This is a genomic window from Paraburkholderia lebeckiae (assembly GCF_050436225.1).
Classification (GTDB): Bacteria; Pseudomonadota; Gammaproteobacteria; order Burkholderiales; family Burkholderiaceae; genus Paraburkholderia; species Paraburkholderia tuberum.
This window is the reverse complement of the sequence record NZ_JBNDLU010000001.1, coordinates 2,539,243-2,559,054: the sequence shown is the minus strand read 5'-3', so window position 1 is coordinate 2,559,054 and position 19,812 is coordinate 2,539,243. Positions and strand designations below refer to the sequence as shown.

Annotated in this window: 20 protein-coding genes, 1 tRNA gene and 1 pseudogene; 13 read left to right on the top strand and 9 right to left on the bottom strand. The window is 61.5% G+C overall.

The genetic code is table 11. From position 1 onward, the window contains the following. Positions 1-129: 129 nt before the first annotated feature. Positions 130-642, top strand: coding sequence for a DUF2231 domain-containing protein (locus OKW45_RS11970; protein WP_429468263.1), 513 nt, complete (start codon positions 130-132; stop codon positions 640-642). Here the strand turns inward: OKW45_RS11970 and OKW45_RS11965 are convergent. Next, a complete protein-coding gene (locus OKW45_RS11965; protein WP_429468260.1) occupies positions 606-1,118 on the bottom strand; it encodes a HemJ family protein in 513 nt (170 codons plus the stop codon). The two genes, OKW45_RS11970 and OKW45_RS11965, sit on opposite strands and share 37 nt — an antisense overlap. Then, complete coding sequence (locus tag OKW45_RS11960) at positions 1,115-1,840, bottom strand: cytochrome c oxidase assembly protein (protein ID WP_429468257.1); 726 nt, start codon at positions 1,838-1,840, stop codon at positions 1,115-1,117. Before OKW45_RS11960 ends, OKW45_RS11965 begins: the two co-directional genes overlap by 4 nt. 321 nt (positions 1,841-2,161) lie before the next feature. Between OKW45_RS11960 and OKW45_RS11955 the strand changes: the two genes are divergently transcribed. After that, positions 2,162-2,320, top strand: coding sequence for a hypothetical protein (locus tag OKW45_RS11955; RefSeq protein WP_429468255.1), 159 nt, complete (start codon positions 2,162-2,164; stop codon positions 2,318-2,320). A 113-nt stretch (positions 2,321-2,433) separates the two neighbouring features. Here OKW45_RS11955 and yfcF read toward each other — a convergent pair whose 3' ends face one another. Then, positions 2,434-3,090: a glutathione transferase gene (yfcF, locus tag OKW45_RS11950; protein ID WP_429468252.1), complete on the bottom strand. Its 657-nt coding sequence runs from the start codon at positions 3,088-3,090 to the stop codon at positions 2,434-2,436. Positions 3,091-3,139: 49 nt separating this feature from the next. After that, positions 3,140-3,337 (bottom strand): hypothetical protein, encoded by a 198-nt coding sequence (locus OKW45_RS11945; protein ID WP_162634082.1) that lies wholly within the window; start codon positions 3,335-3,337, stop codon positions 3,140-3,142. 265 nt (positions 3,338-3,602) lie between these two features. Between OKW45_RS11945 and OKW45_RS11940 the strand changes: the two genes are divergently transcribed. After that, positions 3,603-3,687: transfer RNA gene (locus OKW45_RS11940), tRNA-Leu, on the top strand. A 93-nt stretch (positions 3,688-3,780) separates the two neighbouring features. Here the strand turns inward: OKW45_RS11940 and OKW45_RS11935 are convergent. The 4 genes and pseudogenes from OKW45_RS11935 to OKW45_RS11920 form a co-directional block, all read right to left on the bottom strand. Further along, on the bottom strand, positions 3,781-4,800 hold the full coding sequence (locus tag OKW45_RS11935) for a D-cysteine desulfhydrase family protein (RefSeq protein ID WP_429468249.1): 1,020 nt from the start codon (positions 4,798-4,800) through the stop codon (positions 3,781-3,783). A 77-nt stretch (positions 4,801-4,877) separates the two neighbouring features. Next, the gene (locus tag OKW45_RS11930; RefSeq protein ID WP_429468246.1) at positions 4,878-6,074 is read right to left on the bottom strand and encodes an aminotransferase class V-fold PLP-dependent enzyme; all 1,197 of its coding nucleotides are present in this window, start codon (positions 6,072-6,074) and stop codon (positions 4,878-4,880) included. A 27-nt stretch (positions 6,075-6,101) separates the two neighbouring features. Then, positions 6,102-6,359, bottom strand: a pseudogene (locus tag OKW45_RS11925) (RidA family protein); the annotation flags it as partial. A 15-nt stretch (positions 6,360-6,374) separates the two neighbouring features. Then, positions 6,375-7,670: an L-fuconate dehydratase gene (locus tag OKW45_RS11920; protein WP_026226402.1), complete on the bottom strand. Its 1,296-nt coding sequence runs from the start codon at positions 7,668-7,670 to the stop codon at positions 6,375-6,377. A 189-nt stretch (positions 7,671-7,859) separates the two neighbouring features. Here OKW45_RS11920 and OKW45_RS11915 point away from each other — a divergent pair, with 189 nt between their 5' ends. The 9 genes from OKW45_RS11915 (at position 7,860) to OKW45_RS11875 (ending at position 17,987) form a co-directional block, all read left to right on the top strand. Continuing rightward, positions 7,860-8,621, top strand: a complete 762-nt coding sequence (locus OKW45_RS11915; RefSeq protein ID WP_018423769.1) for a GntR family transcriptional regulator — start codon at positions 7,860-7,862, stop codon at positions 8,619-8,621. Between the two features lie 91 nt (positions 8,622-8,712). Then, positions 8,713-10,230 (top strand): sugar ABC transporter ATP-binding protein, encoded by a 1,518-nt coding sequence (locus OKW45_RS11910; RefSeq protein ID WP_429468243.1) that lies wholly within the window; start codon positions 8,713-8,715, stop codon positions 10,228-10,230. Positions 10,231-10,243: 13 nt separating this feature from the next. Then, positions 10,244-11,272, top strand: coding sequence for an ABC transporter permease (locus OKW45_RS11905; protein ID WP_018423767.1), 1,029 nt, complete (start codon positions 10,244-10,246; stop codon positions 11,270-11,272). A gap of 119 nt (positions 11,273-11,391) precedes the next feature. Continuing rightward, on the top strand, positions 11,392-12,333 hold the full coding sequence (locus OKW45_RS11900; RefSeq protein ID WP_018423766.1) for an ABC transporter substrate-binding protein: 942 nt from the start codon (positions 11,392-11,394) through the stop codon (positions 12,331-12,333). A gap of 330 nt (positions 12,334-12,663) precedes the next feature. After that, positions 12,664-14,613 carry a putative bifunctional diguanylate cyclase/phosphodiesterase gene (locus OKW45_RS11895; protein ID WP_429468241.1) on the top strand — a complete coding sequence of 650 codons (1,950 nt, stop codon included), beginning with the start codon at positions 12,664-12,666 and terminating at the stop codon, positions 14,611-14,613. Positions 14,614-14,642: 29 nt separating this feature from the next. Further along, positions 14,643-15,065 (top strand): hypothetical protein, encoded by a 423-nt coding sequence (locus OKW45_RS11890; protein ID WP_429468239.1) that lies wholly within the window; start codon positions 14,643-14,645, stop codon positions 15,063-15,065. A 115-nt stretch (positions 15,066-15,180) separates the two neighbouring features. After that, positions 15,181-15,405, top strand: coding sequence for a hypothetical protein (locus OKW45_RS11885; protein ID WP_184005102.1), 225 nt, complete (start codon positions 15,181-15,183; stop codon positions 15,403-15,405). 231 nt (positions 15,406-15,636) lie between these two features. After that, complete coding sequence (locus tag OKW45_RS11880) at positions 15,637-17,343, top strand: purple acid phosphatase family protein (protein ID WP_429468237.1); 1,707 nt, start codon at positions 15,637-15,639, stop codon at positions 17,341-17,343. A 203-nt stretch (positions 17,344-17,546) separates the two neighbouring features. After that, complete coding sequence (locus OKW45_RS11875) at positions 17,547-17,987, top strand: hypothetical protein (RefSeq protein WP_429468235.1); 441 nt, start codon at positions 17,547-17,549, stop codon at positions 17,985-17,987. Positions 17,988-18,053: 66 nt separating this feature from the next. Here OKW45_RS11875 and OKW45_RS11870 read toward each other — a convergent pair whose 3' ends face one another. Then, positions 18,054-19,205 (bottom strand): peptidyl-alpha-hydroxyglycine alpha-amidating lyase family protein, encoded by a 1,152-nt coding sequence (locus tag OKW45_RS11870; RefSeq protein ID WP_429468233.1) that lies wholly within the window; start codon positions 19,203-19,205, stop codon positions 18,054-18,056. Between the two features lie 272 nt (positions 19,206-19,477). Here OKW45_RS11870 and OKW45_RS11865 point away from each other — a divergent pair, with 272 nt between their 5' ends. Continuing rightward, positions 19,478-19,771, top strand: coding sequence for a DUF1330 domain-containing protein (locus tag OKW45_RS11865; protein WP_018423759.1), 294 nt, complete (start codon positions 19,478-19,480; stop codon positions 19,769-19,771). Positions 19,772-19,812 lie beyond the last annotated feature (41 nt).

Here is a 19,812-nt window from a genome sequence, read left to right as displayed (position 1 = left end):
CGATGGCTCGAGCGTCGAGAGCGGCCCGGTGCAGCCGGACAACGCGGCGAGCGATCCTGCTTGGACGGCCAGGCGCAAGCAGCTATGATGGTTTGCACCACCAGGCATTCGATGCGAGGGCACACCACCATGGCAAACAAAGGCAATGCTGGAAACGAGAGGCGAAGCGAAGTGATGCTCGAGCTGTTGCGGCTCGACAAGGGGTCGGTGGTGGCGCTCGTCGGTCATCCGATTCACGTGATGATGGTGCATTTCCCGATCGCGTTCGTCGTCGCGACGTTGGGCGTCGACGTAATCTACTGGTGGACGGGTGACCCGTTCTGGATTCGCGTCGGCTTGTGGGCCGCCGGTTTCGCGTTCTGGAGCGGCGTGGCTGCGAGCGTGGTCGGTACCGCCGAGCTGCTGCTGGTGCGCGGTATCCGCCTGAAGGAAGCGAGCTGGTCGCATGCGGTCGCCGCGATGACGCTCGTCGCGCTCGCGGGTGCGAACTGGGGCGTGCGCCTTTACTACCCCGATGAGATCCTGCCGCATGGGCTCCTGCTGTCGGCGCTCAGCTCGGTGATGACGGGCTTCGCCGGCTGGCATGGGGGCAAGCTCGTGTTCGATCATGGCGTCGGAATTCTCGTTTCGCCGAAGGAGTGATGCAGCCAGCGGCCAAGTCCACCGGGCTCGAACAGATGCGGGGCCAGCAGGTTCGAGTCGATGTGAGGCTTGGCCAGCACGATCCAGACGATCGCGACGACCACGATAAGATAAGCGCTGGTCAGCGCGATCGCCGAGGCACGGCTGAACCTGCCGTCGGGCAGATACAGATCGTGCAGTACGAGGCCGGCCAGCACATGCAGCATCGCCATGATGCCGACGAACACCATCTTCGCGGTGAACCATTCGACGAAGGTGGCCTGCAGAAAAATCAGCACGGTGCCGCTCGCAATCGCGACGAAAGCGGCGGGCGAGGTCAACTCCACGAATACGAGACGCGTGATGCGGTGCAGCCGGTCGAGTTCGGCGCCCGCCGCGAGCCCGCGGCGCTGCCAGAACAGATACGGCAGCACGATCAATCCGCCCGACCAGACGGCGATCGCGGCCAGGTGAATGAACTTCAGCAGGGTCGTCACAGCGCGGGCTCTCTGACGCGCAGGCTTGACCAGACGAGCGAAAGTCCTGCCGCGAGATAAGGGATCATCGCCAGTACCCACATCAACAGTCCGGCGAGTTGCTGGTCGGCGAGCGGGGTGAGCCCCCACGCGGCGGTGGTCGCGAAGTGCGCGACGTAGAGCGGCACCGGCGCGAACACGATCAACGCGCCGAGCAAACCCATATGGCCGATCGTCGCGACGAGCGCCATCAGCGCGGGGCCGGTCGGCAGCGACGGCGAGAAGATGCAGCGCCACATGAGCCATGCACTGCCAAGCAAAGTAATCTGCATCAGCCAGTAGCCGGGTACCGTCGCGAGTCCCCACGCATAAGGCCCCGGCGCATGCCACAGCCAGATGATCACCGCATGAGCGGCGACCACCGGCACGAGCGGTGGATGCGCGAGGCGCGGCAGCGGAAACGCGAGGGCGAGCAATGGAGCTACTGCAGCGATCAGAATGACGTGATGAGTGACGCGTGCGGAGAACAATGCCGAGGACAACGCGCAGAGCGGCGACACGAACACGAGGGCCATCAATGCGACGGCGCCCCATCCCGCCCGTGCATTCGCCGAGCGGTTGCTGGCCACGAACCATGCGAGCGCAGCGAGCGCGACGAGCAATGGCGGATCCGTATTCCAGCGCAGCCACAAGCTTTCAGGGACAGCCGCGGGACCACAGTAGGCGACAGGAAAATATGGCATGGGCGATGTCTTCAACGAGTCCAGGTGCTTCTTCCGTACACGCAAGCAAACGCGTGACAGATAACGCCTTCGAATTGTCGGGACGGCTCACGATCCAACTGATCGCTCACGTACTCTAGCGCAAATAAACTGTTTAGGGACGGCTATCTGAATCCCGTAAGTTTTTGCGTGACAGAATGTTTTCAATTTGTCACTCGAGGCTTTTGCCAGCCGGATAAAAGCCGGTGTAATGGCGACGGTAAGATTGGCAATGGTGCGGCGCAATACTTCAGGCTTACCTGCCCGGCGTACTATGATGAAATCATGTGACGGAGGCCCGCCATGTTTCATGATCCCATCCGAATTCCCGCAATGATCGAATTGACATTGCTTGCGATCGTGCTGATCGTTGTCAGCATCGTACGCGCGAAGCAGCAAAGGGAGCGGGCGCGGAATCGGGCCATGGCGGAGCAGCGAAGGTCTGATAAAACGCGAATGTAATATTCGCTTCGCTTTTAGCGCATCTTTTAAGACTTTCGTATTCAGCTATTTTGCTGGTCTTTGTTACTTCTATCGACGGCTTTTCGGCGTGGCGGCAGCCACGCCGGTCGACTTTATAGCGGTGGACGCTCCAGTTGGACCCACTGCTGCACGCTGGCGCGCTGCCATTGTTGCGTGGCGTACTCCTTGAGCTTGTGCGGAACGGGATCGCCATTCAGCACGAGGCGATTGAGCATCAATGCGAGGTCCGTATCGGCGATGCACCATTCGCCGAACAGATTTGGCGAATTGGCCGGAAGCAATGCATCGGCGGCGGCGAAGAGCTTTTGTGCCGCTTCTTGTGCGCTGGCGGAAAGCGGGCCGCCGCGCGATCGGTAGAAAATGACTTCGGTGGAACGCTCCTGGCGAACCGGTAGCAGATCGCTGCGCAGCCAGGCCTGCAGCTGGCGCGCTCGCGCGCGCAGACGCCGATCTCGAGGATAGACCGGGGTGTCGGGGAAAGTCTCTTCGAGGTACTCGGTGATCGCCGACGACTCGGATAACGCAAAGTCTTCGTGTATCAGGGTCGGCACGCGCCGCGTCAATGAGCGGGTCGCATAGTCGGTGGCGTGATTCGCCTTGTTCGCGAGATCGACGGTCGAAAGGTCGAACGGCAAGCGCTTCTCGCGAAGCGTCACGAAGACGGACATCGCGTAGGGGCTTGCGAATTGGGCGTCGGTGTAGAGGTGGAAGGGCGGGTGTGCCACAGGGGCTCCGTTTTCGTTAGTCATCGATATCGAGCTTCGAACACTAGCTGCTCGTCGCGCGCCGTGCAGCCTTTCACCAGTGCGGATTGGCCATCTCGCAGGCGAGCAGGCAGCCTAACGCCGACACGGTGCCGACCGCGCCGAGACCGAACCCTACGGCAAGGTTCTCCGCCGTCGTTGCGCAACCCTGCAGCAGCGTTATCGACGTCAGCAGCGACGCGAGAAAAAGACGATACCGAAGTCGCGAAGAAGATGTGCGTCGAGGTGACATGATATGTTCGCCGTGAAGGGCGCTCTTTCAGCGCATCAGCGTACGAGCATAGCGGTCCGCCATTTGTCGCATTCACCCGAGTAGCGGCCCACAAGCGTCAGTCCTTACGAGCTCTTGCTAGGCGCCGGGCCGCGCTCGAATCGGTCGCCGGGCAGCGATACGGGTTGAACGCCTCGTCGGTTTTTCGACCGGTATTGCAACTGCAGAACAATATCGCGCGAGGGGCTTCAAAAAAATAATCAGGCTGATACAATGGCGCCCCTCTGCCCAGGTGGCGAAATTGGTAGACGCACTATCTTGAGGGGGTAGCGCCGAAAGGCGTGTGGGTTCAAATCCCGCCCTGGGCACCATTTCGAATCGTCGATTCGAATCTTCAAGTACTTCGCGCTTTCTTCAGACAACGGCGGCCGTATCAGACCATCGCGTTGTCTCCGCTTCTGCGCTCAGAACTCGTTCCGGTAGGCAAATAGCCCCGGAAGCCCGCCGCTCATCACGAATAGAATTTTCTGTCCGGCACTGTACTTCCCGTTGCTCACGTTTTCCACAAGACCCGCAAATGCTTTGCCGCTATACACGGGATCGAGCAACAGACCTTCCGTCGATGCCATCAGCCGAACAGCCGCGCGCATGTTATCGGTTGGAACGCCATAGCCGGGTCCGAGCTGCGCTTCGTCGATCGAGATCGCGTCGTCACTCACGCTTAGGCCAAGGTCGATCAGCCGGACCGTCTGATTCGCCTTATCCAAAGTAACCGTGCGTGCGTGGCCAGCATTCCCATACACCGTGAATGCGGCAACACGCGACGGATCCAGGCCCAGCGCAACAAAACCCGCGACCAGCCCCGCATGCATGCCGCCGCTTCCATTCGGCACCACGACGCGATCGAAGGCCACGTTTTGCGCTTGCGATTGCGCGACGATTTCAGCTGCGCAGTCCGCGTAGCCGAGACAACCGACCGGGCTCGAACCGCCCAGCGGACACACATAGACGTTACGGCCCTGCGCTCGCAACTCGTTCGCGCGTTCCTCCGCGAATTGCAATGCGTTCACCGTGCCGGGAAGATCATGCACGCGCGCATCGAATAGCGCATCGAGCAGCACGTTGCCGTTCTCCATGTAGTCGTGGTCGAAACGTGGCACGGTTCTCGTCAGCACCAGCTCGCATTGAAGCCCGACGCGAGCCGCCGCGGCCGCCGTGAGGCGCGCATGATTCGATTGCCGCGCGCCGACGGTAACGATGGTGTCCGCGCCGCGCGCGAGCGCTTCGCCAATCAGGAATTCGAGCTTGCGCAACTTGTTGCCGCCACCACCTAGTCCCGTCAGATCTTCTCTTTTGACGTAGATGTCCGCCCCGCCGAGGCGAGCGCTCAGACGCGCAAGGTGCTGAATTGGCGTCGGGCCTTCGAGAAGCGCATGGCGCGGAAACTTTGATAAATCGAGGCGGTGCGATGAGGCGGAGTTCATGGTCGTGTGCGCGCGATTGAGTTGAAAGAGACGTTTCTATTCATTTGACTGAAGCAAAGTTCTCTTTGACCGAGTGCTCAATGCGTCAACGTCCGTATCCCAGCCAGTAATTTATCAACTTCGGCGTCGGTGGTCAGATAGCTGACCGATGCGCGCGCGATCTGTGTCAGCCCTCTGCTAGTCATATCGAACGGCGTGTACGCGACGCCATTCGAGCCGATCGTGATGCCCTGTGTCGCCAACGCGCGTCGCACCGACATGGCATCGAGTCCGGCGACGTTGAACGACACCAGACCTGATCGTTCGACACCCTGGTCGAGCACCCGCACGCCCTCCATCGCGGCCAACCGCTGGCGCAATGTCTGCGCGGTCCGATCGATCTGCGCGCGGATGTTGTCGATGCCGATTTCCAGCGCTTCGTCCAATGCATTTGCCAATCCGCAATGCAGTGCAAGCGACGCTTCCGATGATTCGAAACGCGCGGCATCGTCGCGCAGTACAGGGTCGCCATTGGCGTCGAGCGGCGCGGAATACGTGTCGACGAAGGCTGGCGTCAAGCGGGGCAGAAAATCCCGCCGGACGTATAGCAGCCCGGTGCCGCGCGGTCCGCGCAGTGCCTTGCGGCCCGCGCCGGCCAGCACATCGCAGCCGACTTCGTCGACGTCGATCGGAAGCTGTCCGACGGCCTGCGCCGCATCGATGAAATACGGAATGCCGTGACGGCGTGCTATCCGCCCAATCGCGGCGGCCGGATTGATCAGTCCGCCATTGGCCGGCAGCCACGTCAGCGCAATCAGTCGGACCCGGTCGTCGAGCATCGCTTCGAGCGCGCGAGGATCGACCCTGCCGCTCTCATCGGAAGGAATCGTCTCTATCGATGCGCCCGCGCGTTGCGCCAGAAGACGCATCGTCGCGAGATTGCCGCCCCATTCGTGCCGCGCAACGAGGATGCGTTGCCCCTCGCGCCACGGACCCAATGCCGCGAAAGCAGCGCCCCAGCCCGGCGAGTTGCCCGTCGTCAACGCGATCTCGGCGGGCTGAGCGTTCAGCAGTCGCGCGGCGAGCGTGCGCGCCCGTTCGGTCTGTTCGCGGGCAGCCGCGCCCGCTTCCATGGGTCCCATCGAGGCTTCGCGCAACAGATGCGCGTGAATTGATTCGAGCGTGGCGGCCGACGGCAGCGACGCGCCCGCATGATTGAAGTGCGTGGTACTGCGAACACCGGGTGTGCGGGCACGTATTGCGTCGATGACAGCGGGCGACAGCGGAGAAGACATTGGCGGCTCCGAGTGTATGAGTTGAATTCAGACGTTCTTCAAGGCGACAACCGCTTCGACTTCGACGGCGACCCCTGCCGGCAGCGACGCAACACCCACGGCGCTGCGCGCGTGACGGCCGGCGTCACCGAAGATCTGCACCATCACATCCGACGCGCCATTGGCAACCGTGCTTTGAGCACGGAATGCCGGCGTGCTCGCGATGAACACGTTCAGGCGCACGATGCGTGCCACGCGCTCGAGCCGGTCGCTCGTCGCTGCGACGATCTGCGCGACGACACCAACCCATACCGTCCAGCATCATGCCTGCCACGCTTCTCCTTCCGGATACCAGTACCTGTCCAGTGTCCCTTCCAGCATCTCGATGCTATACCCGGCCCTTTGCGGCGGCATATAGTGCCCGTTGCGGATCACCACGGGATCCACGAAATGCTCGTGCAAATGATCGACGTATTCGAGCACGCGATTCTCGAGCGACGCCGACACGCAGATATAGTCGAACAGCGAAATATGCTGCACGTACTCGCACAAGCCGACACCACCCGCATGCGGGCACACCGGCACACCGAACTTCGCGGCCATCAACAGTACGACGATCACTTCGTTGAGTCCGCCGAGCCGGCAACTGTCGATCTGGCAGAAGTCGATGGCTTGCGCCTGCAGCAGTTGCTTGAACATCACGCGATTGTGGCAATGCTCGCCGGTTGCGACGCCAATCGAACCGAGCCGCCGGCGAATCGCCGCATGACCGAGGATATCGTCGGGACTCGTGGGCTCCTCGATCCACCACGGGTCGAACTCGGCGAGACGGCGCATGTTCGCGATCGCCTCATCGACGTCCCACACCTGGTTCGCGTCCATCATCAGCTTCAGGTTCTCGCCGATCTCTTCGCGCAGAATGCGCGCGCGCCGTACGTCTTCCTCCAGATCGGCGCCGACCTTCTGCTTGAAATGCGTCCATCCCTGCGCGACGCCTTCGCGCGCGAGACGGCGAATCTTGTCGTCGTCGTAACCGAGCCAGCCCGCCGATGTCGTATATGCCGGATAGCCGTTCGCGAGCATTTCCTTTTCACGCTCGCCCTTGGTCTTCGCATGACGATGCAGCATCGCGACTGCTTCGTGCGGCGTGATTGCATCGGTCACGTAGCGAAAGTCGAGGCAGCGCACGAGTTCTTCCGGGCTCATGTCGACCAGCAGCTTCCAGACCGGCTTGCCGACGGATTTCGCCCACAGATCCCACACCGCGTTGACGACCGCCGCGGTGGCAAGATGAATCGCACCTTTGTCCGGGCCGATCCAGCGCAGTTGGCTATCCGAGGTAAATGCGCGCCAGAAAGCGCCCATATTCGCGGCGATATCTTCGAGCTTCTTGCCGACGATCAACGGCGTGAGTGCATTCACGGCAGTCACGCAGATTTCATTGCCGCGGCCAATCGTGAACGTGAGGCCGTGGCCCGTGAGATTCGGCGTGTCGGTTTCGAGCGTGACGTAAGTGGCGGAGTAGTCCGGCGCGGCATTCATCGCGTCGGAGCCGTCCAGCGAACGTGAGGTGGGGAACCGGATGTCCCGAACGGACAGCCTTGTGATCGTTGTCATCTGCGCACCCTCCGGGCTATGGCTATCGGCTTGTCGTCCGCGGACGCAGACGGATCGGTTTCGTGCGCACGTTCTCTGTGTGCGCGTTCCTGCTACGCGTACGGGTAAGTCCGTACTCCCAGATACCAGGCATCCCTAGCTATTTCCAGGCATTTGTACGCGTTGACAACACGGCATTCACTTTCTAGCATGCTAGCATGTCTTCTCGAAATCAAGGCCTTCGTGAATTCCTCGACCGAACTTGAGAATGCCGCCGGTGGCCCATATGTCGCACTGCAAAAAGTCGGCGGCGGCGAGCGCGGCAGTTTGACCGACGCGGTCGAGGCGGCGTTGCGAGAAGCGATTGTTACGTTGGCGTTGGAACCCGGCATGATGATCGACAAGATGGCCGTATGCGAACGGATGGGGGTATCGCGCTTTCCGGTGTCGTCCGCGTTGGCGAGGCTTGCGCATGCGGGTCTCGTCGAAGTTTTGCCGCAACGCGGCACGCGCGTCAAACCGATCGCGCTCGACGACATCCGCCAGCATCTGTTCATCCGCAGCGCACTGGAAGTCGAGACGGTGCGTGGGGTCGCGCTGATGCACGACACGGCGACGCTCGACGCATTGGCAAGCAATCTCGATCAGCAGCGCAGTCTGGCTGGAAGTGGCGAACGTCTGGCGTTTCACGCGCTCGATCTGGCTTTCCATGAAATCCTGCTCGACGCGGTGAAACTGCCGCGCGTGAAGGAGATCGTCGCGGTGTCGCGCAATGCGCTGGACCGCGCGAGACAATTGCTCGCGAGTCCAGAACGGCTCACGCATACGCTGGAAGAGCACGAGAGCATCTTCAAGGCCCTTTGCGCCGGCGACGGCGATGCGGCCGCGAAAGCGATGCACGATCATCTCGACCAGGTCGTCGCCGAATTGCACCGGTCCGCAAAAGAGCGGCCCGACCTGTTCGCGCCTTGAATGAAAGCTGGAACGAAAGCCGTTGTTCAAGCCGTAAAAAGCTCCACCGTAAAAACGTTGGTGATATAGGCAGCCGTCGACAGACCAGTACATGAACCCACTCATTTCCGTCAACAATCTTTGCAAGAGCTTTCCGGGCGTAAGAGCGCTTCATGACGTCCGGTTCGAACTCATGGCCGGCGAAGTCCATGCGCTGATGGGCGAGAACGGCGCGGGCAAGTCGACGCTGATGAAAATTCTCGCGGGCGTCTATACGCGCGATTCCGGCGAAATTCTCTTCGACGGCAAGCCTGTCGATTTTCAAGGTCCGCGCGACGCGCAAGCTGTCGGCATCGGCATCATTCATCAGGAACTGCAACTGATGAATCATCTGAGCATCGCGCAGAACATCTTTATCGGCCGTGAGCCGCGCAAGGGTCTGGGTCTGTTCCTCGATGAAGACAAACTGAATGCACAGGCAAGCGAGATCCTCGCCCGCATGCACGTGAAACTCGATCCGCGCACGATGGTCGGTACGCTGACCGTCGCGAGTCAGCAGATGGTCGAGATCGCGAAAGCACTGTCTTTCGATTCGCGCGTGCTGATCATGGACGAACCCACGTCCGCGCTCAACGATGCCGAGATCGCCGAGCTGTTCCGGATCATCCGTCAATTGAGAGAGCGCGGCGTCGGCGTCGTCTATATCTCGCACAAGATGGATGAGTTGAAGCAGATCACCGATCGCGTGACCGTGATGCGCGACGGTGAGTATGTGGCCACCGTGCCGACGGAGGACACCGGCGTCGAGACGATCATCGGCATGATGGTCGGACGCACGCTGGGCGACGTGACGCCGGTCGAGAGCGCGCCGGTGAAAGGCGAACTTGCGCTCGAAGTGAGAAATCTCGTCGCAGGTCCGCTCGTGCGCGACGTCAGTTTCGAATTGCGCAAGGGCGAAATACTCGGTTTCGCAGGCTTGATGGGCGCGGGCCGCACGGAGGTCGCGCGTGCGGTGTTCGGCGCCGATCCGGTCGAATCGGGCGAGATACTCGTGAAAGGCGTGAAGGCGTCGATCAAGAGGCCCAGTGATGCGGTCAAGCGCGGCATCGGCTACCTGTCCGAAGATCGCAAGCGCTTCGGTCTCGCGACGGGAATGGATGTCGAATCGAACATCGTGATGGCTGACCTCGGCAAGTTCCTGTCAATCAATATGTTTCTGCGCCGCGGGCAGATTCGCAAAAGAGCGCAGCACTTCATCAAGCTGCTTGCGATTCGCACGCCTTCGGCGACGCAGCAGGTTCGACTCCTGTCGGGCGGCAATCAACAGAAGATCGTGATCGCGAAATGGCTCGAGCGCGATTGCGACGTACTGTTCTTCGATGAACCGACGCGCGGCATCGACGTCGGCGCGAAAAGCGAAATCTACAAGCTGCTGCGCTCGCTGGCGGCGCAAGGCAAGGCGATCGTGATGATCTCCTCCGAGCTGCCGGAAGTTCTGCGCATGAGCGACCGCATCGTCGTGATGTGCGAAGGCCGCATTACCGGCGAGCTGTCCGCCAGCGAAGCGACGCAGGAGCGCATCATGCATCTCGCGACGCTGCGCGAAACCCTGAAAACGGTACAAGCCTGAAGAGGTCTACGACATGACATTGCGAACGGATACCGCGGCGCTGGACAATGAAAGGCGCACTTCCGGGCTGAAAGCGCGAATTTTCGCGCCGACCGCCGTGCAAAAGATGCTCGCGTTCGCGAGCCTTATCCTATTGCTGGTATTCTTCAGCTTCGCGTCGCCGGCCTTCATGCAGATGGACAACATCCTCGGCATTTTTCAGGCGACAGCTGTGAACGGCGTGCTGGCGATTGCCGCCACGTTCGTGATCATTACCGGCGGCATCGATCTGTCGGTCGGTACGTTGATGACATTTACCGCGGTGATTTGCGGAGTGTTTCTCACGTACTGGCATCTGCCGATGTGGACGGGCGTGCTCGCGGCACTCGCGACGGGCGCGGTATGCGGAACGGTATCGGGCACGCTGACCGCCAAAATGAAGATCCCGCCATTCATCGCGACGCTCGGCATGATGATGCTGCTCAAAGGTCTTTCGCTCGTCGTGTCGGCGGACAAGCCGATCTATTTCACCGATACGGAGAACTTCTACCGCATTTCCCAGGATTCGCTGATCGGCTATTTCCTGCCGGGTGTGCCGATTCCGAATGCGGTACTGATCCTGTTCTTTCTCGCGATCGTCAGTTCTATTACACTCAATCGCACCGCGCTCGGCCGCTATACGTTCGCACTCGGCAGCAATGAGGAAGCGGTGCGGCTCTCGGGCGTCAATGTCGATCGCTGGAAGATCGCGATTTACGGCGTGGGCGGCGCGATCTGCGGCATCGCGGGTCTGCTGATCGCGTCGCGGCTCAATTCGGCGCAGCCGGCGCTCGGTCAAGGCTACGAGCTCGATGCGATCGCGGCGGTCGTGATCGGCGGCACGTCCTTGAGCGGCGGTTCGGGAACGATACTCGGCACCATCATCGGCGCTTTCATCATGAGCGTGCTGACCAACGGACTGCGCATCATGTCGGTCGCGCAGGAGTGGCAGATCGTCGTGACCGGTTTGATCATCATTCTGGCGGTGTATGCGGATATCCTGCGGCGCAGCCGGAGAAGTTGACGCAGGAGCAAGGCAGCAGCAAATAAGCAGGGAATGCAGGAGCAGGAGAGAGAGGGCACGTGAAGGCTCCCTCGAAAGCTCGATAGCGGCTTGATAGCCCAACCATTGGAGGAGGCCCCATGTTGAAGAGAAGACTGATCGGTATCGTGGTCGGTGTCGGTGCGCTCGTCGGCGGAAGTAGTCTCGCGTATGCGGACGAGCCGTATATTCCGCTTATTTCGAAAGGCTTCCAGCATCAGTTCTGGCAAGCCGTCAAATCGGGCGCCGAGCAGTCCGCGAAAGCGAACAACGTCAGGATCACGTTCGAGGGACCGGAAACGGAAGCGATGGTCGATAAGCAGATCGACATGCTGTCGGCCGCGCTCGCGAAGAAGCCGCAGGCGCTCGGCATCGCGGCGCTCGACAGTAAGGCGGCCATCCCCTTGCTCAAGCGCGCCCAGAACGAGAAGATTCCGGTGATTGCATTCGACTCGGGCGTCGACAGCGATATTCCGTTGACCACCTGCTCGACGGACAACGTCGCCGCCGCCGCGCTCGCCGCCGACAAGATGGCCGCGCTGATCGGCAATTCCGGCGAAGTCGGCGTGATCGTGCACGATCAGACGAGCCGCACCGGTGTCGATCGCCGCGACGGTTTCGTCAATCAGATCAAGTCGAAGCATCCGAACATCAAGATCGTGTCCGTGCAATACGGCGCCGGCGATCACCTGAAGTCCGCGGAAATCGCCAAGGCCATGATCCAGGCGAATCCGAACCTGAAGGGTATCTTCGGTGCAAACGAAGGTTCCGCGGAAGGCGCGGCGATCGGCGTCAAGGAATCGGGCAAGAAACTCGTGTTGATCGGCTTCGACTCCGGCAAGGAGCAGAAGGAGAACATCATGTCGGGCTTGATGGCCGGCGCGATTACGCAGAATCCGGTCGGTATCGGCAAATGCACGGTCGACTCGGCGGTCAAGGCGTTGCACGGCGAGAAGCTGCCGAAGAAGATCGACACCGGTTTCTACTGGTACGACAAGACCAACATGAACGATCCGAAGATCGCAGCCGTACTGTACGACTAAGCGAGGCCGGCGATCGCGACTCGGGAAGCCGAGGCTGCGACAATCATCAAAGAGGGAGAGCCACGCTCTTCCTCTTTTTTATTGCCGTTCCGCAACTTCGGCATCGCGCTATACCGAGCGGCCCGTTGCGCCGCAACAACATGTAATCCGAACCGTCGTTCTCCGTCGAGCAAGTCGGGATTCGCGCTCATGCAGTGCTTTTGATCCAGGGCTGCTGGTCATTTCACGCCATTGCATGCATTAATCTGATACCTTATGTTTATGTAATCGCTGCACGAGCCGTCCATTCGCATGCCGATTCGGACCCACCCACCGTCGAATGCGCAGGTCATGGCTTTTACCGAACCAAGATCTCCATTTTTCAAGTGGGTCGTATCCTCGGCCCAGAACCTGAGTCCGGACAACCGGCAGATTCTGCTTGCCAACCTGTTCACGCGAACCGCATCGATCGTTTTCGCATCGATTTGCGAAATCAGCGTTTGCGCAACCGCGTATTATTTTTATCCGATTCCTCTATATGCCGCGTGGGGCATTGCGGTCGTCGCATTGCTGATCGCGCGGCTCACGCTGATCTGGCTATGCCGCATGCGGGCCGCCGAAGGGCTGGCCACGCCGACTTCCGCGTTTATTTTCGTGAGTCTGTTGTGGAGCGCGTTATTCGGGTTTGGCACATTCCTGTGCAATATCAGCGGAAGTCCCACGCTTTTTCTGCTTGGGAACGTTTGCGCGGTCGGTGTGATCGGCGGATTGGCCGGACGCAATGCGGGCACGCCGCGGCTTGCGTTATTGCAGATCGTTTTTATTCTCAGCTTTCTGAGTGTCGGCGCCGCGATGTCGCCGGGCAATGGCAAGCTCGTGCTGCTATTTCAGGCTCCGTTTTGCGCGGCCGGCTTCTTCACGGTCGCGCTGCGCAGTAATCGCGACACCGTTGCGTTGCTGCTCGCGCGGGAAAACAGTCATCGCCTCGCGCGCCAGGATAGCCTGACCGGTTTGCCGAATCGCGCGCATATCAGCGAGTTGCTGATCGAACGCACCGGCGAGAGTTCGACGCGGCAGGGCGAGGCGTTCGCGGTGCTGCTGATCGACCTCGACGGCTTCAAGGCGATCAACGACAGTCTCGGTCATGCCGCCGGCGACCAGATTCTGCAGGAAGCGGCCTCCCGTTTGCGCGATTTGCTGCCGAGCGGCGACCAGGTTGGCCGCCTGGCGGGCGACGAGTTCGTTGCGATTTCGGACGACGCCGGGCAGCTTCGCGACGTGCGCGTGCTGGCCGATCGCATCGTCAGAACGCTGGCGCGGCCGTTCGTGTTGAGCGAAGCGCTCGTGCATATCGGCGCGAGCGTCGGCATCGCGCTCTATCCCGAACATGCGCAAACGGGTCCGCAATTGCTGATCTGCGCGGACCGCGCGTTGTACGGCGTCAAGCGCAGCGGCAAAAGCGCGTTCGCAATTTTCGATGCCGAGAAACACGCATCCGACGAAAGCCTGAGCCTGCTGCGCAGCGATCTCGAAGGCGCGCTGAAGTCGTTCAATGGTTTGCGCATGGAGTATCAGCCGATCATCGATCTGAATACCGGTGCGGTAGCGGGCCGCGAGGCGCTGATTCGCTGGGCCCATCCGACGCGCGGCGAGTTGTCGCCGTCCGCGTTCATTCTGACCGCCGAGCGCACCGGCCTGATCCTCTCGTTGGGTGAATGGGTGCTGCTGCAATCGTGCATGGCGGCGTCGACGTGGCGCGACAAGGTGATCGTCGCGGTCAATGTATCGCCGGTGCAGTTGCGCGAGGAATCGTTCGCATCGACGGTGACGGCAATACTTCGGAAAACGAGGCTGCCGCCGACGCGGCTTAATCTCGAGGTCACGGAAACGGCACTGCTGAACGACGACGAAGTGACTCGCCGCAATATCACCCGGTTGCGCGCATTGGGTATCGGGCTGGCGCTCGACGACTTCGGCACCGGCTTTTCGACGATGTCCACGCTCGTGCGCTTCTCGTTCGACAAGCTGAAGATCGACAGTTCGTTCGTCCGCGAGTCCGTGCATGGGCGCGAATCTGCGGCCGTGGTGCGCGGCATCGTCGCGCTGGCGCGCGAGATCGGCATGCCGACCACGGCCGAGGGCATCGAAACCCAGGAGCAGCTCAATTTCGTGCGCGTATGCGGTTGCACCCATGCGCAGGGTTATCTGCTCGGCAAGCCGATGTGCAACGAAGAAATCGAGCAGTGCGAAGCGGTGCTCGACGCGCGTGTCGCCGACAAGGCCGCGCCTGCGGACTTTTGATATCCGTTACCGATGCGATCGAGGTCTTGATGTCGTCTCCCTTGCAATTTCAACTGCGAATCACCGCGTCGCTGGAACTCGCCAACTCGCTGCGCGCGGACCCTTCGTGCGCCGCGCATCCAGCGCTTCGTGCCATTTTGCAGACGCATCACGCAACGCTCAAATGCCAGTTCGATGCATTCGCCGACTACGTGAGCGAAGCGGAGAGAATGGGCATCGAGAACTACCCGCTCTATCAATGGACACGCCAAACCATCGAGAACCCGGAGAAGAAAGCGAAGTACCTGCAGTCGTTCACGCTCTATGTGAATGGCGACGAAGTGTATGACAAGGACGTCGCCGATGACCTCGAGGCCGGCTTGTCGAAGCTGATCGACGCGAACGGTATTGTTCGCGTGTCACGGTACGACACGAATCCCGCGAACAATCCGCAGCCGCCCGCCCGCGCGTGAGGCAGCCGTTTAAATTTCACTCCGAAAGCTTCATCGTTAAGCGATGTAACATTTGACGACATGCCATAAAGTTCGTGAGACGATGCAGCTTCACTTATTTTTGTGGGAGCGCGACATGGGACTTCTGGACGAAGTGGGCAAGATTGCCGGTGCGGTTGCCGCCGTTGAAGCAGCGGAGAAAGTCGATCCCGAAGCGGGTCTGCTGACCAAAGGCTTGGCCGCTATCGCCGGTTTCGAAGGCGCTGGAAAGCTGGAAGCGCTGGTGGAAAAGAAAGAAGAAGAGAAGCAGGACGACGCCGACCACGCTCAAGCCGCGGACGATACAAGCTCCCAGACCTGAACGGACGTCAAGCGGATTGCCGGTTGCATGCGCGCGATCGAATCACGCGCTGCACCGGCAATTTGTTTTCATAGACCTTGCGATATCGAACCCTCCTTCCGCTATTCGCCCGATGTTTCATCGGGCTGTCATCGCCGTCCGGCTACGATCGTCCGTCACTTTCCGTCCGCGCTCGCCCCGCGGGGCGTTGTTTTGCGCTGGCATTCTTCCACCTGAACAACCATACCGGACATGTCGAACAGAATACTCGTCAAGACAACGCCTGCCGATGAGCACGGCGCATCGATCGTCTCGCGTCGCGGCTTTCTGAAGTTCGCCGGCGCATCGGGTCTCGCGACGGCGGCGGGCGCGCTCGCATCGACCGCGCGCGGCGCCAATAGCGGCACGCCCGATGGCACGCCCGAACAGATCCATCTGACCTGGGGCGGCGACCCGACGAGCGAAATCACCGTGTCGTGGTCGTCGCTCGCGCCCGCGGTCAACCCGCAGGTGCGCATAAGCGGCGCCAATAACGGGGACCACGCGAAACATACGGTGCACGCGGTGCAAAGCACTTACACCGATGGCATCAACGGCGAGGTGGTATTCAACTATCACGCACGCGTGCGCGAATTGAAGGCCGACACGAGCTATCAGTACGAAGTGACGGCCGATAACGACGGCAACGCAGCGCAACCCTTCACCGCGAGTTTTCGTACCGCGCCGCGCGGCCGCGCGCCGTTTCGCTGGACGAGCTACGGCGATCTCGCGACGCCGAATACGAAATGGGTGCTGTCGTCGCCGCAAAGCCGCTTCGCGGTGGCGGCCGTCGAGCGCTTTCAGCCGCTGTTCCATCTGCTGAACGGGGACCTCTGCTATGCGAATCTGAATCCGACGCAGCAGCCCGAGGTGTGGCGCGACTTCGGTAACAACGCGCAGACGTCGGCGTCGAATCGGCCGTGGATGCCGTGTCCCGGCAATCACGAGCTCGAATTCAACAACGGCGAGCAGGGCCTTGCGTCGTATCTGTCGCGCTACGTGCTGCCCGATAATCACACGCGTTTTCCGGGCCGCTGGTACAGCTTCCGCGTCGGCTCGGTGCTGTTCATTTCGCTCGATGCGGACGACGTCGTCTATCAGGATGCCGCCGCTTTCGTCGCCGGGCCCGCGCCGCTGACGCCGGTCGCGAGTACCGGCAATCCGCCGATTCCGGCGGGTACGTCGCTGTATGTGCGCGGCTATAGCAATGGCGAGCAGACACGTTGGCTCGAAAAAGTGCTGCAGCATGCGTCGCACGATAACGACGTGGACTGGATCATCGTGCAGATGCATCAGGACGCGCTCAGCTCGTCGAAGACCGGCAACGGTTCCGACAAGGGCATTCGCGAAGCGTGGCTGCCGCTGTTCGATCGCTATGGTGTGGACCTCGTGCTGTGCGGTCACGATCACGACTACGAGCGCAGCTATCCGGTGCGCGGTTGCAATCACAACAAGGGCACCGACATCGCGACGGGGCGCCCGGTCGATACGTTGCAGCCCAAGCCGATCATGTCGGCGGTATCGGCGGGTGCATCGACGTTCGATACGAGCCACGGCACGATCCACCTGATTCTCGGCGGCGGCGGCACGAGCGCGCCGCTCGACGTGTATGGCGTCGATACCGGCACAGGCCTGCCGCAGGCGCGCATCTTCACGAAGCCGAATCGCCCGGTGCCGTCGACGACCGCGGGCACGTTCGTGCGCGCGAGCGCCGACGCGGTCGAAGACGCGATCTGGTCGGCGCAACGCGACACCGGCACCGGTTACGGCATCGCGGTGTTCGATTACGATCCGGGGCAGCCCGGCGGCGACACCACGATCACGATGAACTACTACCATGCGCCGGGCGCGGATCAGACGCCGACACCGGAATATGATCTGTTCGAGACGATCGAATTGAAGAAGAAGCGGCGCGGGTAGAAGGATAGGTTCGATTCACTGATCGGCATTCAATTTCAAGGGGCCGCTCATCACGAGCGGCCCTTGTTTTTTCACGGTCACCGCAAAAAACAATGCCCCATTCATTTTGTTACACGTCTTACCGCCACGGACTGTCGTGGTTACAAAGGCCTTTCGAAAGCCCCGCTATACTCGGCGCCGTCTCACTAAAACAAAGACCCGATATGTCCAATAAGATCATCCAGATGGTTGCCGTGGCTGCATTGAGCGCCGCGGCGTCGTTGCCGGCACTCGCCGGTGATATGAACAACATGCTCGGCGGCGCGCTCGGTGGCGTGGCCGGCGCGGCGGTCGGCGGCGCGGTGGGCGGCAGCACCGGCGCGGTGATCGGCGGCGCAGTGGGCGGCGGGGCGGGCGGCGCGGTCACGTCGAAACGCCGCGAACGCACCGGCGCGATCATCGGCGGCGCGCTTGGTGGCGGGGCGGGCACCGCGGCCGGCAACGCGATGGGCGGCCGCACCGGCGGGCTCGTCGGCGCGGCGCTCGGCGGCGGCGCGGGTTCGGCGCTCGGCGGCAACGTCTCGCGCTCGAACTCATATGCCAACGACTACTCGCGCGGCTACCAATCGGGCAAGCACCATCACAAGCATCGTCGTTACGACTGAGACGGCTTGACATCGACAGGGCCGGTCCGCGTCCGCATCACAGACGAATGCGGCGGCCCTCGTCCATCACGCATGCAAAACCAGTTTCTGAATACGCCAGTTCAGCAACTCGGCAACGACTAATACGTTTTCCGAAGGACACGCCATCTCGTGAATCCAGCCGAACTGTTTCGGCTGTTTGCCCGCTTTGCCAAGCACACCGAGCACTTTGCCGTCGAGCGTCATCTTGTAGATGCGGCCCGGAAAGGCGTCGGCGCTATAGAGCACCTGATTCGGTCCCGGCGAGATGCAGATCGCCCAAGGCGAGCCCGGCGCGAACGTGCCCGCGGCGAGGTCCGCTTCGCTCGGCATGTTGCCGATCGCGGGGCGCGCGTCCGGCGGCACCGGTACGTCGATCGTGAACTGGCGCAGGAACGTGCCCTCGGTATCGAACACCTGGATGCGCCGGTTGCTGCGATCGGCCACATAAACGTGGTCGTGCGCATCGACCGCGATGCTATGCGGCGTATGGAACTGCCCCGGTCCCGTGCCGCGATCGCCCCATGACTTCAGCCAGTTGCCGTCGCGATCGACCTTCGCGACGCGCGAGTTGATGTATCCGTCGCTGATATAGGTGTTGCCCGCCTTGTCCCACGCGACGTCGGTCACCTGGCGAAAGCGTCCGGGTTCGGACGGCAGCGGCGGATTCGGATGCTTGAGCGGCGCGGTCTCTTCATCCGATGCTTCCTGCTTGCGGCCGAACACCATCGCGACGCGTCCTTCCGGCGTGAACTTGATCACCATGTCCGAGCCCTTGTCGGTGACCCAGATGTTGTCGTGCCGGTCCACTTTCACCGTGTGCGCGAACGACCATGCGTACAGGTTGTGGCCGATCTCGCGCACGAAGCGTCCATCGGGCGCGAACTCGAGCAGTTGCGCGGCGGCCGCGCCATATGCGGGGCCGGTGGTGTTGCCGCGCGACAGCACGAAGATATGGCCATGCGAATTGAGCGCGACGCCCGAGCATTCGCCGAAGTACCTGTCGTTCGGCAAACGTACGGGGTTGGCAATCGAGTCGTAAGCAATCGTGGGCACGGCGGGTGTGTCCGCGGCGAACGCCGGCGGCATGGCCAGTCCGGCGGCGCTACCCGCAAGCAGGCTCATGAAAGTCCGGCGGCTCATCGCCCGGTGGTCGGGACCGCCGCAGCATGCGCAAAACGACTCGTAACGCTCGCTCATTCGTTGTCTCCTTTGGACCATCGCTTGTAGTGTGCAAAGGCAAGCCTAGTGCACAAAACGTTTAATGGCTAAATCGTTTTGGCGATGCTGAAAGAGATAGTTGCCGTTATGCGCGATCACGTGCCAGTGGTGGCAGATGCTGTCCAGGTCGCGGCGCGCGGCGACGCGGTACCGCTCGGCATCGCGAGCCAGCCCGCTTTGCTACTATGTAAGACCGCGACCGCTTAGGTCCGCTTTAGTCCCGCGTTGGTCCATCACACAAGGAGATTCGAATGAGCAAAGGTTATTGGGTGTCGTCGTACCGCAAGACGAACGATCCGCAGAAACTGGCCGCATACGCGCAACTGGCCCCGGCCGCCGTGGCGGCGGCGGGCGGCAAGTTCCTCGTACGAGGTGTGGCGGACGAGGCGCGCGAGCAGGGCCTTAAGGAGCGCACCGTCGTGATCGAGTTCCCGACGTACGAGGCGGCCGTCGCCGCTTACGAAAGCGAGGAATACAAGAAGGCGCTGGCCGCATTGGGCGATGGCGTCGAACGCGATCTGCGCATCGTGCGCGGCACCGACTGACGCGCGACCCGCAAGCGAACACTGCGCGGCACGCGCCGCGC

Coding starts and splice junctions, on each gene's coding strand:
- OKW45_RS11955 (WP_429468255.1), top strand. CDS start 2,162: ATGTTTCATGATCCCATCCGAATTCCCGCAATGATCGAATTGACATTG.
- OKW45_RS11895 (WP_429468241.1), top strand. CDS start 12,664: ATGGCTTTTACCGAACCAAGATCTCCATTTTTCAAGTGGGTCGTATCC.
- OKW45_RS11910 (WP_429468243.1), top strand. CDS start 8,713: ATGAACCCACTCATTTCCGTCAACAATCTTTGCAAGAGCTTTCCGGGC.
- OKW45_RS11880 (WP_429468237.1), top strand. CDS start 15,637: ATGTCGAACAGAATACTCGTCAAGACAACGCCTGCCGATGAGCACGGC.
- OKW45_RS11885 (WP_184005102.1), top strand. CDS start 15,181: ATGGGACTTCTGGACGAAGTGGGCAAGATTGCCGGTGCGGTTGCCGCC.
- yfcF (WP_429468252.1), bottom strand. CDS start 3,090: ATGACTAACGAAAACGGAGCCCCTGTGGCACACCCGCCCTTCCACCTC.
- OKW45_RS11960 (WP_429468257.1), bottom strand. CDS start 1,840: ATGCCATATTTTCCTGTCGCCTACTGTGGTCCCGCGGCTGTCCCTGAA.
- OKW45_RS11930 (WP_429468246.1), bottom strand. CDS start 6,074: ATGTCTTCTCCGCTGTCGCCCGCTGTCATCGACGCAATACGTGCCCGC.
- OKW45_RS11875 (WP_429468235.1), top strand. CDS start 17,547: ATGTCCAATAAGATCATCCAGATGGTTGCCGTGGCTGCATTGAGCGCC.
- OKW45_RS11890 (WP_429468239.1), top strand. CDS start 14,643: ATGTCGTCTCCCTTGCAATTTCAACTGCGAATCACCGCGTCGCTGGAA.
- OKW45_RS11920 (WP_026226402.1), bottom strand. CDS start 7,670: ATGACAACGATCACAAGGCTGTCCGTTCGGGACATCCGGTTCCCCACC.
- OKW45_RS11905 (WP_018423767.1), top strand. CDS start 10,244: ATGACATTGCGAACGGATACCGCGGCGCTGGACAATGAAAGGCGCACT.
- OKW45_RS11970 (WP_429468263.1), top strand. CDS start 130: ATGGCAAACAAAGGCAATGCTGGAAACGAGAGGCGAAGCGAAGTGATG.
- OKW45_RS11870 (WP_429468233.1), bottom strand. CDS start 19,205: ATGAGCGAGCGTTACGAGTCGTTTTGCGCATGCTGCGGCGGTCCCGAC.
- OKW45_RS11915 (WP_018423769.1), top strand. CDS start 7,860: ATGCTAGCATGTCTTCTCGAAATCAAGGCCTTCGTGAATTCCTCGACC.
- OKW45_RS11900 (WP_018423766.1), top strand. CDS start 11,392: ATGTTGAAGAGAAGACTGATCGGTATCGTGGTCGGTGTCGGTGCGCTC.
- OKW45_RS11865 (WP_018423759.1), top strand. CDS start 19,478: ATGAGCAAAGGTTATTGGGTGTCGTCGTACCGCAAGACGAACGATCCG.
- OKW45_RS11935 (WP_429468249.1), bottom strand. CDS start 4,800: ATGAACTCCGCCTCATCGCACCGCCTCGATTTATCAAAGTTTCCGCGC.
- OKW45_RS11945 (WP_162634082.1), bottom strand. CDS start 3,337: ATGTCACCTCGACGCACATCTTCTTCGCGACTTCGGTATCGTCTTTTT.